This is a genomic window from Agrobacterium sp. LY4 (assembly GCF_001526585.1).
Classification (GTDB): Bacteria; Pseudomonadota; Alphaproteobacteria; order Rhizobiales; family Rhizobiaceae; genus Agrobacterium; species Agrobacterium leguminum.
Genome location: NZ_ASYA01000010.1, coordinates 1 through 15536 on the forward strand (window position 1 = coordinate 1; position 15536 = coordinate 15536).

Here is a 15536-nt window from a genome sequence, read left to right on the forward strand (position 1 = left end):
AGGAGAAAAAACGAGCGGTAATCACTCGATCCCTCGGCCCCGTATTGCCGCCAAGCGCAATTAGCTGCGCAGCGAGCGTTTCAGGGCCGTGAGGTTCTTTGCCCTTGCCCTGCCGCTGTCATCGGCGCTGGCGCCAAGCGCACAGAGGGTGAATTCCAGCAGGGAGACCAGTTGCAGCAGGCCCTGGCCGCCATTCTGCGCCTGCGGCATGGCAAGGCAGAGATCTGCGCTTTCCGGTCCCCATTCATAAAAACGTGTAGTGATCAGCAATGTCCTGTAGCCGCTCTTGCGCGCCATTGCCGACAGGCGTTGCAGCGGCGATAGGGCGCCGCCGCAATCCATGATGACGAGCAGCGCCTGCGCGGGGTCGAAATCCCACAGGGCGACATAGGCCGCGCTGTCGCTGCCGAGATAATGGATATGGCCCCGGCTCTCCAGAAGCCGCCCGTAAAAATGCCGCCCGGCATCGAGACCTTCCGGAGAGGTTGCCAGAAAAACATTGCCCGCCGTGGCGATCTCGTTCATGGCAACCCGCCAGATCGATTGGGTGGTCATGTCGAAAGCGGTCTGGATGGCCTGAATCTGCTGCGACAGAAGCTGTGAAAACGGGTTGGAATGGCGTTCGCCGCCTTCGGTCATGGCGGGTTGGTCCGCGCCGGCCGTTTCTTCGGCATGGCGCAGATCGGCGCGGATATCGCTGAATTGCCGGTATCCCAGCGAGCGCAGGAAACGGCCGACCGTCATCGGACTGAGGCTGAGCTTGGCGGCGAGCGTCTGGGCCGTCTCGAACGGCAATTCGTCCAGATGTTCGATCAGATATTTGGCGATCTTGCGCTCTGAAGGGGTGCCTGCCTTCATGGCGCGCGTAAGGTTCAACAGCAGCTTTTCCACCAACGCCTCATTCTTTTATCTTTATTGAACGATGATGCATGCGCGCGCGCAAACGAGCGTGCGAACCGCAATTTGACGGTGGGGGATAGCTTTTCCGGCCTTGTCCTCCACCGGACCGGAATGCGAAATGTAATAGGTATATTATTATATTTTAGAGATACCTTTTATTCAAGAGAAATTCCATCTGCGGTTTAAATCCAGCCATTTGGCATCTTTCCGTCCGTCTTGCAGAGCGGGCGGGCAGCGCTTATCTCTCGTTTGGTAAGTGTGTTTCAACGCGAAAGGCGTCGAGGAGTTCCGGATGATTTTTGATGCGGCGAGGCTTGCCTTCCACAATCTCTTTGCCGCCGAAACCCGGTCGGTCTTCTGGAAGGTTCTGGGGCTCACGCTTCTCGTGCTTGCGGCGCTGTGGTTCGCCATCCGCTCGATCTTCATTTATTTCGCCCTGCCGTGGGTGGATACGCTTATCCCCGGCGTGCCGGACTGGGCGGGCTGGCTGACCTTCGTTTTCGCCATTTTCGCCGGCATCGGACTTGCACTGGCGCTCGCGCTGCTCATTTCGCCGGTCACCGCCGTCATTGCCGGTCTGTTTCTCGACGATGTCGCCGAAGTGGTTGAGAAAAAGAGCTACCCGAACGATCCGCCGGGCAGGGCGATGCCGGTCGGCGAGGCTGTCCTGTCGTCCATCAAGTTCTTCGGTGTCGTCATTGCCGGCAACCTTGTTGCGCTGTTGCTGCTTCTGGTGCCCGGTATCAATCTCATCGCGTTTTTTTTGGTGAACGGTTATCTGCTCGGCCGGGAATTCTTCGAATTCGCGGCGATGCGTTTCCGCTCGCCCGCCGAAGCGAGGTTGTTTCGCTCAAAACACCGCACCACCGTCTTCATGGCTGGGCTGGTGATAGCGGCCTTCCTGGCGGTGCCGTTCCTCAACCTGCTGACGCCGCTTTTTGCCGCCTCGATGATGGTGCATCTGCACAAGGCCGTCAGCCGGCGTGATCCCTCATTCGGCGCCGGCCACACCGAACAGCTGCGCGGGTAACTCCACCAGCGGCGCTGGAATATCGAAGGTCTTTTCCGGTGATTTGCAGATATCGGCAATCACGCAGCGTTCGCATTCCGGCTTGCGCGCCTTGCAGCAGTAACGCCCGTGCAGGATCAGCCAGTGATGGGCGTGGAACAGATATTGTTCGGGAATGATGCGGATAAGCCGGTCTTCAACCTCGTCAGGGGTTTTGCCCGGCGCAAGACAGAGCCGGTTGGCGATGCGGAACACATGTGTATCCACCGCAAGCGTGGGCACGCCGAAGGCCATGGACATCACCACATTGGCCGTCTTGCGGCCCACACCCGGCAGCGTCACCAGCTCCTCGCGGGTTTTCGGCACCTCGCCGCCGAAATTGTCGATCAGCATCTGGGACAGGGCAATGACGTTTTTCGCCTTGTTGCGGTAAAGCCCGATGGTCTTGATATAACCGATCAGTTCTTCCTCGCCGAGCGCCAGCATCTTTTCCGGCGTATCGGCCACCTTGAACAGCGCGCGTGTGGCCCGGTTCACGCCCACATCGGTCGCCTGCGCGGAAAGCGCCACGGCCACCAGCAGGGTAAAGGGATTGGTATGTTCCAGCTCGCCTTTCGGCTCCGGTCGCTGAATGGAAAAGCGGCGGAAGATCTCGGTGAGCTCGTCCTTGGAATAGGCCGTTTTCACCCGCGCCGGCTTGCGCGCGGATGCCGGATTTGACTTTTTCAATGTTTGGGTGCTGGATCGTTTTTTGGCGACTGTCATGGACTATCTATAGCCAGCCCGCCCTGAGGAAAGCAACGTGGATACGCTCAACGACCAGCCGATTTTCGCGGCGGAACTCGTTCCGCACCGTTCGCTTGGCAGAAGGGGTTTCCGGCTGCTCCTGCTTTTCTCCGGCCTGGCCTGCCTTGTCTATGGCGGCTTTTTCCTCGCCACCGGGGCATGGCCGGTCGGCCTGTTCTTCGGGCTGGATTTCCTGCTGCTTTATGCCGCCTTCCGCGCCAATTACCGGGCGGCGAAGGCGCGGGAAGAGGTCAGCGTCTCGCGCACCAGCCTGTCTATCCGCAAATTTTCTCCCGCCGGGCGGATGGTGGAACATCGCTTCAATCCCTTCTGGGCGCGCTTCAGGGTGAGGCGGCACGACGAGATCGGCATCGTCTCCATGCATGTGACGGGTGAAGGCCGGGCGACCGATATCGGTTCGTTTCTCAATCCGGATGACCGGGAAAGTTTCGCGAAGGCGTTTGGCGGTGCGCTGGCGACTGTGCGGCGGCGGATGTGAACGGATCAGAGGGTTGTCGTGGCGCTGTAGTCTCTTTCCCTCATCCCTGTGCTTGTCACAGGGATCAAGCCAGCCCAAGTCTTTGGGCTGAAAAGAGTCCCTCGCCACGCGGACGCGCGTCGGCTGGATTCCTGTGACAAGCACAGGAATGAGGGTGCGTGGGTGTTCCGGCTAACGAACATTCCTTGCGTATCGTGATGCCGCGCAAGAAACGGGTGGAGACGAAGTCGCTTTAGTGATTTTCTCTTACCCGTTAGGAGATTTGCGATGAACGCCAATATTACGCTGAACGAAGACATCACCCCCATCGGAACGGATTACGACACGGTGCGCGGGGTTATCGAGCTTTTGACGCTGGATTATCGCGAGCAGCCCTCCCTCGAAGCCATTGCCGCAGAGCTTGGCCAGTCGCCGACGCAATTGCAGAAGACCTTCACCCGTTGGGCCGGCCTTTCGCCCAAGGCATTCCTGCAGGCCGTAACGCTCGATCATGCCAAGCGGCTGTTGCGCGAAGAGGATTTGCCGCTGCTGGAAACCTCGATCGAGGTCGGCATGTCTGGCCCCGGACGCCTGCACGATCTGTTCGTTACCCATGAGGCCATGTCGCCCGGCGAATGGAAGGCCAAGGGCGGCGGGCTGACGATCCGTTACGGTTTCCACACCTCGCCCTTCGGTCTTGCGCTGGTCATGGTGACCGATCGTGGCCTTGCCGGCTGCGCCTTTGCCGATCCGGGTGAGGAAAGGGCCTGTTTCGAGGACATGGCCGGCCGCTGGCCGAATGCCGGTTATGTCGAGGATCGCGAAGCGACCGCGCCCTACGCCGCCCGCATCTTCGATCCGTCCATGTGGTCGGCGGACAGGCCGCTGCGTGTCGTGCTGCTTGGCACGGATTTTCAGGTGCGGGTCTGGGAAAGCCTCCTGAAAATCCCGATGGGCCGCGCGGTTACCTATTCGCACATCGCCTGCGATATCGGCCAGCCCACCGCGTCGCGTGCGGTTGGTGCGGCGGTCGGCGCCAACCCGGTGTCCTTCGTCGTTCCCTGCCATCGCGCCGTCGGCAAAAGCGGGGCTCTGACGGGGTATCACTGGGGCCTGACCCGCAAGCGGGCTATGCTCGGCTGGGAAACGGGGAAGGTGTGACGCCGGTTTCCCTCTTCCCTGTGCTTGTCACAGGGATCCAGCCAACCCAAGTCCTTGGGTTGAAAAGACTCTTCCCGTCGCGCCGACGCGCGCCGACTGGATTCCTGTGACAAGCACAGGAATGAGGGCGGGCCTAAATTGACTGACGAAGCCTAAACCAGCTCCATTAACGCCCGCGCCGCCGCCTCATCTGTTATCAGCGTATTGCACCCGATCCGCTTGATCGTGGCGCGGATGGCGATGGCGCGGTGGGCGCCGCCGGAGGCCAGTACGATGTGTTTGGCCTTGCGCAGCGTATCGAGATCGATTGCCATGGCGCGCTGGTTGATCGGGTGATCGACCGAGCGGCCCTCGGCATCGATGAAATTGAACATGGTGTCGCAGACGCAGCCGGCATCGATGAGTTCCTGCAGCGTCGCCTTGGAAATGAAACCCTCCGACAGCGAGGTCGAATGCGGGCCGATATCGCCGCAGGAGACGATGGCGAGATCGAGCGTTTCGGCGAGATCGTAAAGCGTCGCTAGCCCGCATTTTTCGATCAGCGCCCGTTTGGTCTCAACCGAATCCACCAGGAGCGGCGCAAGGAACATGTAACATTCCGCCCCGAGCGCGCTCGCCAGCCGCCAGGTGTAATCGAGCGGGTTGGTCTGGTGCACGGCAACGATACCGCCGAGCAGCGAGACGACCTTGCAATTTTCCCGGCGCGGCGGACGAAAGCTGGAAAGCGAGGCGGTCATGGTGCGGCCCCAGCCGACGCCGATGGTGGCCTCGTTCGGCACCGCTTCGGAGAGGAATTGCCCGAGCGCCAGCCCGACCGCCTTGGCCGTGCCTTCGGCGTTCGCCTTATCCGGGGATGGGCCGGGGGAAGGGATGATCACCGCCTCATCCAGCCCGTAAGCCGCCTCCAGCTGGCCGGCCAGCTCGACGAAATCCTCGATGCCCTCGTTGATCCATATCTGCACTTCGGAGCGCTTCATCGCCTCGTCCAGAAGGCGGATGACGGTGGAGCGGCTGATGCCGAGTTTTTCCGCGACGTCTTTCTGCGTCATGCCCTGATTATAATAGAGCCATGCGGCGCGCAGCCTCAGCGAAGCCGCTTCCGAATAGGCCGTATGGGTTTCTCTTCTCAGTTTCGCCACGGTTTCCGCCATTCTTTATGTTTGGGGAGTATCGCAGGCGTGAAACTTATGTCAATTGCGATGCGCAAATGTCTTGACTTTCGACCGTACCGCTTGCGATAGTCGGAGCCGGACAAACCGCGATTTCGGCCTTGGGCGCACCCATGGTGCGGGAACGAAATGACGGCAGAGCAAGTTTTCAAGAGATCATGAAGGATCATTCGATATGACGTCCAAACTCGAACAACTTCGCGCCATCACTACGGTCGTTGCCGATACCGGCGATATCGAGGCGGTTGCGCGCCTGAAGCCGGTGGATTGCACCACCAACCCGACCATCGTTCTGAAGGCGCTCGGCACACCGGCCTTTGCCGATGCGGTGAAGGAAGCCGTCGCATGGGGCAAGAAGCAGGGCGGCCAGTCCGACGCCGTGGTTGCCGCCGTTGCCGACCGTCTTGCCATTTCCGTGGGCGCAGCCCTTGCCGGCCTCGTTCCCGGCCGTGTGTCGACCGAAGTCGATGCCGACCTTTCCTTCGATACGCAAGCCTCCATCACCAAGGCGCGCCACATCATTGCCGCCTATAAAGAGCGCGGCATCGAGCGTGAACGCATCCTCATCAAGCTCGCCTCCACCTGGGAAGGCATCAAGGCTGCCGAGGTTCTCCAGTCCGAAGGCATCGATTGCAACCTGACCCTGCTCTTCTCGCAGGCCCAGGCGATTGCCTGCGCCGAAGCCAAGGTCTTCCTCATCTCGCCCTTCGTCGGCCGTATTCTCGACTGGTACAAGAAGTCCACCGGTGAGACCTACACCGCCGAAACCGATCCGGGCGTCGTTTCGGTGCGCAGCATCTACAATTACTACAAGGCCAATGGCATCAGCACCGTCGTCATGGGCGCGTCCTTCCGCAATGTCGGCGAAATCGAAGCGCTGGCCGGTTGCGACCGCCTGACGATCAGCCCGGCGCTGCTGGAAGAGCTGGACAAGGACAGCGGCAAGCTGGAGCGCAAGCTTTCGCCCGACAATATCAAGGCAGAGCCGCTGCAGTCGCTCGACGAGAAGGCCTTCCGCTGGGCGCTCAACGAAGATGCGATGGCGACCGAGAAGCTCTCGGAAGGCATCCGCCTCTTCGCCAAGGATCTGGTGACGCTGCGCGAAATGGTCCGCAAGGAACTGACGCTGGCTGCGGCCTGATACAAAAAGGGGGAACCATCCACGTTCCCCCACGTTTAAGAGATATAAATCTCCAGTCACTCAAAACGCGATCGGGTCCCTGCCGGTCGCGTTTTTTTGTGCGTTTCAGGAATTTCCGTTTCCTGTCGCCACTTCGGAAATCCGCTTTGCCGCCTCGCGGATCAGCGCTTCACAGGCCTCGCGTGTCGGGGCCTTGCCGCCAAGCGGCGTGATATAGGGGCAGGTGATGACGGCAAGTGCCGTGCCGTCCAGCGTCAGCACCGGGGCGGAAATATTGCGCACGCCGGCGGTCTGAAGGCTGTCCATGGATTCGAAACCGTTTTTGCGCACCTCCGCCAGCCGTCCCGCAAGGTCCGGCGGCACGGTTTCGCCGCTGCCGCGCACCTGTTCGGTTATCATGATCTGGCGCTGCGCCTCGGTCTGGAAGGCCAGAAGCACATGGCCGGAGCCGGTGTGGAACAGGCTCATCTGCGCGCCGACCCGCATGGACATGGCCCAATAGGTGGACGATTCCTGCTGGGCGATGACGACGACGCTGCCGCGATCATAAATTGCCAGATGGCAAGCCTGCTCGGCACTTGCCGAAAAATCGCGCATGACAGGTGCGGCAAAGGAGACGAGGCGGCGGATCGGCGCATGGAAATGCGCCAGCCCGAACATCTTCAGCGTCAATGAGAAGCGGTCGCCGTCAAGCCGCTGCACATAGCCGCGGCGCACCAGCCGGTCCAGCATGCGATAAAGCTCGTTCGGGCTTTTGCCGATAGACTTGGCGATCTCGATCTGGGTCAGCCCGCCATCGGTGCGGGCCAGAAGTTCGAGAATGTCCAGACCCTTGTCGAGGGCGGGAGCGCGATATCTTTCGCTGTCGTCGTCGGTCATCTGGCCTCGATGGTGTTTTGCGCGGTCGCCGGGTGGGCAGCCTGAAAATATGGTTGCCCGATAGCCGACATCGACGCAAGTTTGCTTGACGCCATATGAATACCGCGTTTACATATGAATTGTCGATCCATATTTGAGATCATCGAAATTCAGCGGTCCGGTGCCTGAAGGGCGGGCGGGCCTTAGCGGGAGGCTATTCATGGTGCAGGATTTTAACGGCCGGACAGTGGTGATCACCGCCGCCGGCCAGGGTATCGGTCGGGCGACGGCGGAGCGGTTCATATCGCTCGGCGCGCGCGTCATCGCCACCGATATCAACGAACAGGCGCTTTCGACGCTTAAAGGTGCGGAAACCCGGGTTCTGAACGTGCTGGATGGCGATGGCGTCAAGGATTTCGCCGCCGATATCGGCCATGCGGATGTGCTGTTCAACTGCGCCGGTTTCGTTCATTCCGGCACCATTCTCGAATGCGAAGAGAAGGACTGGGATTTTTCCTTCGATCTCAACGCCAAGGCCATGTACCGCACCTGCCGCGCCTTCCTGCCCGGCATGCTGGAAAAGGGCAAGGGCGCAATCGTCAACATGTCCTCCGTCGCTTCCAGTGTGAAGGGCGTGCCGAACCGTTTCGCCTATACCGCCTCCAAGGCGGCCGTGGTGGGTCTGACCAAGGCGATTGCGGCCGATTTCGTCACCAGGGGCATTCGCTGCAACGCCATCTGCCCCGGTACGGTCGATAGCCCGTCCCTGCATGACCGCCTGCGCGCCACCGGCAATTACGAACAGGCGCTGGCCGATTTCATCGCCCGCCAGCCGATGGGCCGCATCGCCACGCCGGAAGAAATCGCGGCACTCGTGACGTATCTCGCTTCTGATGAGGCAGGCTTCACCACCGGCCAGATTCACGTCATTGACGGCGGCTGGACGGGCTGAATCTTTTTAAGGGAGAGAGGAGAGGCGACCGGCGTAAAAACCGGTCGCCTTTTTCGTTCAGACGACGGCGCTTCCGGCCATCAGTGCAAGCACGAGGAAGACCAGGAAGATCACCACGGCGATGAAGAACAGGATTCGGGCCACGCCCGCTGCGGCTGCCGAAATGCCGGTAAAGCCGAATACGCCCGCGATCAAAGAGATAACAAAGAAAATAAGAGCCCACTTCAGCATGGCGCTTCCCCTTTTGCATAATTTTCCCGAGCCCGCCGCCCCGCGACAGGCTCGGTAAAATGACGCGCAAAAGGCGAAAATGTTCCATACGCCCGCAAAAATCGTTGTTTTAGAGTGTTTTCGCTTTGCTTCGAATGGCGAAAACACTCTAACTCTTTGTTTTGGCGCATTTCCGGACGGAAAACCGGGCTCCACTTTTCCTGGAAATGCTCTAGAAACCCGTTTCACGCGCCGCGTCGATCCTGCGGGCGTTCCAGGTGGTGCGGATGAAGGTTGCGACGAAAGCAAGGCTCATGAACATGACGATGGTGGGAGCCGGCGCGCTGTCGATGAGGAAGCTCAGCCATATGCCTGCCAGCGATGAGGTTATCGCCACCGCAATGGCCACCAGCAGCATGGCGGAAAAACGCCGGGTCAGCAGGAAGGCGATTGCGCCCGGCGCGACCAGCATGGCGACCGAGAGGATGATACCCACCGCTTTCAGCGCTCCAACCACGGTGAGCGACAGAACCATCAACAGGCCATAATGCAGGACACGCACCGGCAGGCCGATGGCTTTCGCATGCTGCGCGTCGAAGGCGTTGACCAGCAGATCCTTGCGCAGAATGCCGAGAAACAGCGTGGCGAAAAGCGCGATCAGGCCCGTCTCCAGCATGTCGGACGGCGCAATGCCCAGCATGTCGCCGAAGAGAATGTGGTCGAGATGCACATCGCTCTGCACCTTCACATAAAGCACCAGCCCCAGCCCGAACATGCCGGAAAAGACGATGCCGAGCACCGTGTCTTCCTTGATGCGGCTGTTTTCCTTGATGAAACCGGTGCCGAGCGCGCAGATCATGCCGGCGATGAAGGCGCCGATGGAAAGCGGGATGTTGACGATATAGGCCAGCACCACGCCGGGCAGCACGGCGTGCGAAACCGCATCGCCCATCAGCGACCAGCCCTTCAGCACCAGAAGACAGGAGAGCATCGCCATCGGCACCGCGATCATCAGCGTGATCACGAAGGCATATTGCATGAAGGGCAGCTGAAACGGCAGGATGGCGAGTTCGAGATATTCGCTCATGGCGTTTCCCCCAGCGCCTTGCGGGCCTTGGCCCGGGAGGCGAGAAGCCCGTGCTTGGGCGCAAAGACGAAGGCGGCAAGGAAGATCGCGGTCTGCAGCACGACGATGACGCCGCCGGTCGCGCCATCGAGGAAATAGCTGAGATAGGCGCCGACGAAGCTGGTGGCCGCGCCGATGATGAGGCTCATCAGGATCAGCCGCTCGAAACGGTCGGTCAGGAGATAGGCGGTGGCGCCGGGCGTCACCACCATGGCGACGACGAGGAAGGCCCCGACGGTCTGAAGGGCGGCAACCGTGGAAGCAGCAAGCAGGGTGAAGAAGATCACCTTCAGCACTTCCGGCTTCAGCCCCACGGTACGGGCGTGGTTCTCATCGAAGAACACCACCATGAAGTCACGCCATTTCAGTGCCAGCACGATGAGGCTGATGCCGCCGATCAAAGCGAGCTGGATGGTGTCTTCGGCGGTGATCGCCAGAATATTGCCGAGCACGATGGTCTGGATATTCACCGAGGTGGGCGAGAGCGACACCATGAACAGCCCCAGCCCGAAAAACGAGGTGAAGATCAGCCCGATGATCGCGTCTTCCTTCAGCCGCGTCTTCTGGTTCAGGAACAGCATGGAACCGGCCGCAAGCCCGCCGGAAAGGAACGCGCCGAGCGAAAAGGGCAGGCCCAGCATATAGGCGCCCGCCACGCCCGGAACGATGGCATGGGAAAGCGCATCGCCGATCAGCGACCAGCCCTTCAGCATCAGATAGGCCGAGAGAAAGCCGCAGACGCCGCCCACCAGTGCGCTGACCCAGATGGCGTTCAGCATATAACCGTAAGTGAAGGGCTCAAGAAGGCTGTTTATCATCGACTTTTTCTTTCGGAGCCTCAGGATCGCGTCCGTTCTGGCCATTCTTGCCGTAGATCACGAAAGGCCGCTCGTCATCGGTGATGACCTTCACCCGGCGCGGATCGGCGTCGTTATGCAGGTCTGCCCCGCCCAGCACGAAGTGGCGCAGGCTGCCGCCGAAGGCTTTTTGCAGGTTCTCCTCGTTGAAGGTATCCGCCGTCTTGCCCGATGCCAGCACCGTGCCCTTGACGAAGACGGCGCGGTCACAGAATTCCGGCACGCTGCCGAGATTATGGGTGGAGACCAGCATGACGCGGCCCTCGTCGCGCAGCGCCTTCAAAAGTGCGACGATCTGCTCTTCCGTTGTTACGTCGACACCGGTGAAAGGCTCGTCCAGAAGGATCACCTGACCCTCCTGCGCCAGCGCGCGGGCCAGAAACACCCGCTTCTTCTGCCCGCCGGAGAGTTCGCCGATCTGGCGCTTGCGATAATCGAGCATATTGACGCGTTTCAGCGCCTCTTCGACCATGTGATGATCGCGTTTCGAGGGGATGCGCAGGAAATTCATGTGGCCGTAACGACCCATCATCACCACATCCTCCACCAGCACCGGAAAGCTCCAGTCCACCTCCTCGGCCTGCGGCACATAAGCGACGAGGTTTTTCCGGAGCGCTTCCTTCACCGGCAGGTCGAAAATAGAGACTGAACCGGCGGCCAGCGGCACGAAACCCATGATCGCCTTGAAAATCGTGGACTTGCCGGCGCCATTGACGCCGACAAGTGCAGTGATCGTTCCGCGGGGGATGGAAAAGCTGGCATTTCTTAATGCGGTGTGGCCGTTTCGATAGGTCACTGTCGCATTTTGAACCGTCAGGCCGCCGCCTGATTTTTTACTGCCCATTCTCATGAAGACAGCCCCTTGGCGATGGTTTCGCTGGTCACGCGCAAAAGGTCGAGATAGGTCGGAACCGGGCCGTCCGCCTCGCTCAGCGAGTCCACATAGAGGATGCCGCCATAGGCTGCGCCGGTTTCCTTGGCCACCTGCTGGGCGGGATCGGCGGAAACCGTGCTTTCGCTGAAGATGACGTGGATATTGTGCTCGCGCATGGCGTCGATCACGCCGCGCACCTGCTGCGGTGTGCCCTGGCTGTCGGCATTGACCGGCCACAGGAACAGTTCCTTCAGGCCGAAATCGCGGGCGAGATAAGAAAACGCGCCTTCGCTCGTTACCAACCAGCGCTTGTTTTCAGGCAGAACGGAAAGCGTGTCGCGGATCGGCTGCACGGTGGCTCTGATCTTGTCCGAATAGGCCTTGGCATTGGCGGCATAGACATCGCCATGGGCGGGGTCGATCTCGGTCAGGCCCTTGCGGATATTTTCCACGTAGATCAAGGCGTTATCGGGGGACATCCAGGCGTGCGGATTGGGTTTGCCCTGATAGGCGCCGCCGCTGATCGCCATGGGTTCCACGCCTTCGCTCACCGTCACGCTCGGCACGCCGGAAAGGTTGGCCAGGAACTTTTCGAACCACAATTCCAGATTGAGGCCATTGCGAAGCACCAGATCGGCCTTGCGGGCTTTAAGAATATCGCGCGGTGTCGGCTGGTAGTTGTGAATTTCAGCGCCCGGCTTGGTAATGCTTTCCACCTCGGCCGCATCGCCCGCCACATTGCGCGCCATGTCGGCGATGATGGTGAAGGTCGTCACGACGGTCGGTTTTTCCTGAGCGAGGGCAGCGCCGGGGAGAAAAAGCGAAAAAGCGAAAATGGCGTGGCGGATTTTATGGAAGTTCACGGGGCTCACCAGATTTTGTTGCGATTAATTCGCAATACCATCTGTTATAAAATCACGCTTGTCAACGCTATTGCAAATCATTCGCAAATTAGCGCATTTCGCAAATGTCCGAAAATGGTGCGTTTTTGCCGGTGTTGCGCCGGCGGGATTAAACTTTTTTCAATGAGAAAGCGGCACTATCGCAAGGCTCGGACAGCGTGGTCCGGAGCTTGTCCCGCGTGTGTTCCTCATCCTTCGAGCCACGTGTTGGGGTGAGGGCGTAAGACGGGGTACTTGATGTCAGGATGTTGCGGGTGAAAGCTGTATTCGGACGAATGCGGTTTTCGCGCAAGCTCGTTATGATTGGAGGCGGGATCCTGCTTTTGGCGGGTGCGACCGGCTCTGCTGCCGTGTTTATCGGCAGCGAGCGGCTGCTCGGCCCATCCTATGCCTCCACCAACGGGCTTTCCTGCGACGCGGTCCAGACGGTTAATATCCGCAAGAACGGTTCCTTATGGGTCCGCAAATTCATTCGCACCCAGGGCGGTGACGGCACAGAGCGGCTGAAGACTGCGCTTCGTGTCGCAAGGGCGGTTTACGACAAGCAGAAACCCGATCTGGTTCAGGTCTCCGTGCTCGACAAGAACGGTCCGCAGCTGCGCTCGGAAATGCGTGGCCGTGCCATTGCCGCACAGGTGGTTTTCATTCCCGATCCGGCAAAAATTCCCGAAGGCGCGGATGCCCATCGTTATTCGGCCTTTTATTACGATGGCGCCGCCAATGCCAGCGGCCAGTTTTACGGGTTGCGTATCGATCTGCCGCTGGAAGATGCCGAGGCGCTGGCGACAGGCCTCAGCGATTCGGCCGATTGTGCGACCCCGGCTCTGGATGGCGGTTCTGAAGGCCATGAAGCAAAACCCGCGAAAACTGCGACGGGACACGGCGAAACCAAAGATGACGGCGCGGGCGGCCACGGCGGCGCGCCGGCGGAAGCCAAAGACGGCGGGGCCGCCCACGGCGAAACCCCGTCTCCCGAAGCGCATGGCGAACCCGCTGCCGACGAACTTCTGACCTCGACGCCGGAAGCCGATGGCGGCAGCATCTTCAGCCTGTCCTATCTGAAATCGCTGATCTTCGGCAAAGGCTCGACGACCGCACAGGCGGCGGAAGAAAAGCCGGCTGCCGAAAATGCGACGGCGGAAGAACCCGGTGCGGAGAAAAAGGCCGCGAGCCACTAAGCGGGCGAGGGCGGTTTCTCTCCCCGAATCCTTCCGGGGCTCGCATCTGACGTGTCAGATATCCGGCCCGATCCGCAGGCGGCCAGCCGGATTTGGAAATTTCTTCCGTTTGTTGACGATTGCCGGAGAGAAACTCTGCGACAGGGCGGCAAAGGCGGCAATGCGGGCGATCAGCTTTTCCCGATCACCTTTTGTCACGGCTTCGTAGCTCTTTATCTCGTCGATATAGCCCGTCAGCCAGTCTTGATATTTGCCTTCGTTCCACAGCCGCTCAGTCGCAAACACCGTGTCTTCCAGCCGATCATAGGCAACGAGCGTCCGTCGCCAGCGATGCTCGTCGAAATCCAGCGCGCCGTTGGCGAAGAGCGATCCGACCTCGAGGCCGTAGCTCATCAGCTTCGCAGAGCGTTCCGGCGGCATGGTGAGGTTCAGCCCGCCTTCCTCCTCGTTGAGGAAAACGCGGGCGATGCGTTCTCTCTGGCCCGGCATGGTGGCGAGCGACTGATCCTGCCAGTCCTTCGCCGAACTGAGGATGCTGCCGAGAAAGCCGCTCATTTTTTCCATCTTGTGAACGGGCACGCCGATCCCTTCGCCCGCCGCCTGCGGGATCGTGACGCGCTTGCCGCTACTTGCGATGGATTTCGGCAATTCATCGAGGCTAAGCGCGAAAGTGGGGCGCGACGGAAGCAGGGCATCGAAAAGATGAATGGGGAAGTTGCTGCTGATGCCGCCATCGGAGAACCAGATTTTCGCCTTCATGACGGGCCGCGCTTTGCCGCCGAGACGCTGCACGATATCCAGCGTGCCGCGATCGTTGGTATAGGCCGGAATGGCCTTGAACAGCACCGGGAAGCTCAGGCTCATGCGCGTTGCGATGATGACCGGCAACTGGGCGGGCTCCGGAAAAGCCTTGAGTTCGGGAAAGGGGCCGCCCGGTGTTGCGATCTGCTTCAGCCAGTTCATCACGGCCGCGGGAAAGAGCTGGCTCCATTCCGTCGGGTCGTAAGCCACCATGAGACTGGTGGTCGGAAGCGTGTGCGGCCGCCGCATCGACAGGTTCGTCGTGACCATCTTCAGGTTGATGACCGGTTTCTCCGGCTCCGCACCGATGAGGTCGCCGAAGGTCAGCGGTGGCGCGGTTGCGGCATCGCTGCCGAAAGCGATGTCCTGGATCGATGCATGAAGCCATTCCGTCAGGCCCGGAACCTCGGCATCGGAAACCGTTAGTCCCGAGCAGAAACCGAAGCCGTCCCTTGGCAACCGGTAGAAAACCAGCCACAGGATCTGGCCGAGGATGCCGGCCAGCATTCCCACCAATCCGCCGAGAACCGACCCGGCCCAACCGCCGCCCAGAACCCACAAGGCGCCGGCGCCGATGACAATGCCGGCTATGGCTGCCAGCGGAAAAGCCAGGAGCAAGCCCAAAACCTTGCCCGGCCAGCCGCCGGCCTGCGCCCACAGCAGGTAACGCATCAGCGGGCGAAAACGGCGCTGCGGCTGGAAAAGCCTGTCCAGAATGGTGGGTATCGTGTCGCAATGAGCCTGCAGGCGGGTGAAACCATCCGGATCGTTTCTGACCGTGCGGGAATATTCCGCCGCCGCCGCAAAGGCGGCGGCAATCGCCCCGGCCGATGTGCCGCCTATCGAGCGGAAGCGATACCGGCGCGCCAGTTCCAGAACGGCATAGGGATAAACGACACCGGAGGTGATGCCACCTTTCATCACCACGTCGCATTCCTTTTCAGGTGCGGCGAACATATCGGGCTGGTATTTGGGAAGCTCATTCTCGGGCATGCGTATCTCCCCCGGCGGCTCCTGATCGAAAGCCGTCAAACACAATGCGAATGATGGAGAATGGGTATCACAAGTTGAGGCGATATCGCCAGTATATTCTACTGAAAGTTAAATAAACCGACGCGATCCGTTCGCTGAGAG

At 60.3% G+C, this 15536-nt stretch carries 16 protein-coding genes; 6 read left to right on the plus strand and 10 right to left on the minus strand.

Annotated features, from left to right (window positions below; translation table 11 throughout):
- Positions 1–60: 60 nt before the first annotated feature.
- Entirely contained in the window at positions 61–894 is an 834-nt protein-coding gene (locus tag L904_RS09635) for a MurR/RpiR family transcriptional regulator (RefSeq protein ID WP_051671842.1), read from the minus strand.
- Positions 895–1192: 298 nt separating this feature from the next.
- Between L904_RS09635 and L904_RS09640 the strand changes: the two genes are divergently transcribed.
- On the plus strand, positions 1193–1930 hold the full coding sequence (locus L904_RS09640; RefSeq protein WP_035259895.1) for a sulfate transporter family protein: 738 nt from the start codon (positions 1193–1195) through the stop codon (positions 1928–1930).
- Here L904_RS09640 and nth read toward each other — a convergent pair.
- Entirely contained in the window at positions 1892–2674 is a 783-nt protein-coding gene (nth, locus tag L904_RS09645) for an endonuclease III (protein WP_035259894.1), read from the minus strand. The two genes, L904_RS09640 and nth, sit on opposite strands and share 39 nt — an antisense overlap.
- A gap of 37 nt (positions 2675–2711) precedes the next feature.
- On the opposite strand from nth, the gene L904_RS09650 reads away from it, so the two are divergent.
- Positions 2712–3194, plus strand: a complete 483-nt coding sequence (locus L904_RS09650) for a DUF2244 domain-containing protein (RefSeq protein ID WP_003523126.1) — start codon at positions 2712–2714, stop codon at positions 3192–3194.
- Positions 3195–3461: 267 nt separating this feature from the next.
- Positions 3462–4334, plus strand: coding sequence for a bifunctional helix-turn-helix domain-containing protein/methylated-DNA--[protein]-cysteine S-methyltransferase (locus L904_RS09655; RefSeq protein ID WP_035259893.1), 873 nt, complete (start codon positions 3462–3464; stop codon positions 4332–4334).
- Between the two features lie 152 nt (positions 4335–4486).
- Here L904_RS09655 and L904_RS09660 read toward each other — a convergent pair whose 3' ends face one another.
- Positions 4487–5473 (minus strand): sugar-binding transcriptional regulator, encoded by a 987-nt coding sequence (locus L904_RS09660; protein ID WP_035259694.1) that lies wholly within the window; start codon positions 5471–5473, stop codon positions 4487–4489.
- Positions 5474–5678: 205 nt separating this feature from the next.
- Here L904_RS09660 and tal point away from each other — a divergent pair, with 205 nt between their 5' ends.
- Positions 5679–6644 (plus strand): transaldolase, encoded by a 966-nt coding sequence (tal, locus tag L904_RS09665; RefSeq protein ID WP_003523123.1) that lies wholly within the window; start codon positions 5679–5681, stop codon positions 6642–6644.
- A gap of 105 nt (positions 6645–6749) precedes the next feature.
- Here tal and L904_RS09670 read toward each other — a convergent pair whose 3' ends face one another.
- Positions 6750–7523: an IclR family transcriptional regulator gene (locus L904_RS09670; protein ID WP_035259692.1), complete on the minus strand. Its 774-nt coding sequence runs from the start codon at positions 7521–7523 to the stop codon at positions 6750–6752.
- A 199-nt stretch (positions 7524–7722) separates the two neighbouring features.
- On the opposite strand from L904_RS09670, the gene L904_RS09675 reads away from it, so the two are divergent.
- Complete coding sequence (locus tag L904_RS09675; protein WP_059762511.1) at positions 7723–8454, plus strand: SDR family oxidoreductase; 732 nt, start codon at positions 7723–7725, stop codon at positions 8452–8454.
- Between the two features lie 57 nt (positions 8455–8511).
- Here the strand turns inward: L904_RS09675 and L904_RS26865 are convergent, their stop codons facing one another.
- The 5 genes from L904_RS26865 to L904_RS09695 all read right to left on the minus strand — a co-directional run bounded on the left by L904_RS26865 (position 8512) and on the right by L904_RS09695 (position 12384).
- Complete coding sequence (locus L904_RS26865) at positions 8512–8685, minus strand: DUF1328 domain-containing protein (RefSeq protein ID WP_003499086.1); 174 nt, start codon at positions 8683–8685, stop codon at positions 8512–8514.
- A 211-nt stretch (positions 8686–8896) separates the two neighbouring features.
- The gene (locus L904_RS09680; protein WP_035260057.1) at positions 8897–9751 is read right to left on the minus strand and encodes a metal ABC transporter permease; all 855 of its coding nucleotides are present in this window, start codon (positions 9749–9751) and stop codon (positions 8897–8899) included.
- Entirely contained in the window at positions 9748–10608 is an 861-nt protein-coding gene (locus L904_RS09685) for a metal ABC transporter permease (RefSeq protein ID WP_035260059.1), read from the minus strand. The genes L904_RS09680 and L904_RS09685 overlap by 4 nt, the downstream gene beginning before the upstream one ends.
- Positions 10589–11497: a manganese/iron ABC transporter ATP-binding protein gene (locus L904_RS09690; RefSeq protein ID WP_003523118.1), complete on the minus strand. Its 909-nt coding sequence runs from the start codon at positions 11495–11497 to the stop codon at positions 10589–10591. Before L904_RS09690 ends, L904_RS09685 begins: the two co-directional genes overlap by 20 nt.
- Positions 11494–12384, minus strand: coding sequence for a metal ABC transporter substrate-binding protein (locus L904_RS09695; RefSeq protein WP_035260061.1), 891 nt, complete (start codon positions 12382–12384; stop codon positions 11494–11496). Before L904_RS09695 ends, L904_RS09690 begins: the two co-directional genes overlap by 4 nt.
- A gap of 314 nt (positions 12385–12698) precedes the next feature.
- Here L904_RS09695 and L904_RS09700 point away from each other — a divergent pair, with 314 nt between their 5' ends.
- Complete coding sequence (locus L904_RS09700) at positions 12699–13601, plus strand: hypothetical protein (RefSeq protein ID WP_031234278.1); 903 nt, start codon at positions 12699–12701, stop codon at positions 13599–13601.
- 54 nt (positions 13602–13655) lie between these two features.
- On the opposite strand, the gene L904_RS09705 is transcribed toward L904_RS09700, so the two are convergent.
- Positions 13656–15395, minus strand: a complete 1740-nt coding sequence (locus L904_RS09705; RefSeq protein ID WP_020812137.1) for a patatin-like phospholipase family protein — start codon at positions 15393–15395, stop codon at positions 13656–13658.
- Positions 15396–15536: the final 141 nt, after the last annotated feature.

Bases quoted from the DNA above. Each gene is read 5' to 3' on its own strand.
- L904_RS09640 (WP_035259895.1), top strand. From the start codon at position 1,193: ATGATTTTTGATGCGGCGAGGCTTGCCTTCCACAATCTCTTTGCCGCC.
- nth (WP_035259894.1), bottom strand. From the start codon at position 2,674: ATGACAGTCGCCAAAAAACGATCCAGCACCCAAACATTGAAAAAGTCA.
- L904_RS09655 (WP_035259893.1), top strand. From the start codon at position 3,462: ATGAACGCCAATATTACGCTGAACGAAGACATCACCCCCATCGGAACG.
- tal (WP_003523123.1), top strand. From the start codon at position 5,679: ATGACGTCCAAACTCGAACAACTTCGCGCCATCACTACGGTCGTTGCC.
- L904_RS09670 (WP_035259692.1), bottom strand. From the start codon at position 7,523: ATGACCGACGACGACAGCGAAAGATATCGCGCTCCCGCCCTCGACAAG.
- L904_RS09675 (WP_059762511.1), top strand. From the start codon at position 7,723: ATGGTGCAGGATTTTAACGGCCGGACAGTGGTGATCACCGCCGCCGGC.
- L904_RS26865 (WP_003499086.1), bottom strand. From the start codon at position 8,685: ATGCTGAAGTGGGCTCTTATTTTCTTTGTTATCTCTTTGATCGCGGGC.
- L904_RS09680 (WP_035260057.1), bottom strand. From the start codon at position 9,751: ATGAGCGAATATCTCGAACTCGCCATCCTGCCGTTTCAGCTGCCCTTC.
- L904_RS09685 (WP_035260059.1), bottom strand. From the start codon at position 10,608: ATGATAAACAGCCTTCTTGAGCCCTTCACTTACGGTTATATGCTGAAC.
- L904_RS09690 (WP_003523118.1), bottom strand. From the start codon at position 11,497: ATGAGAATGGGCAGTAAAAAATCAGGCGGCGGCCTGACGGTTCAAAAT.
- L904_RS09700 (WP_031234278.1), top strand. From the start codon at position 12,699: ATGCGGTTTTCGCGCAAGCTCGTTATGATTGGAGGCGGGATCCTGCTT.
- L904_RS09705 (WP_020812137.1), bottom strand. From the start codon at position 15,395: ATGCCCGAGAATGAGCTTCCCAAATACCAGCCCGATATGTTCGCCGCA.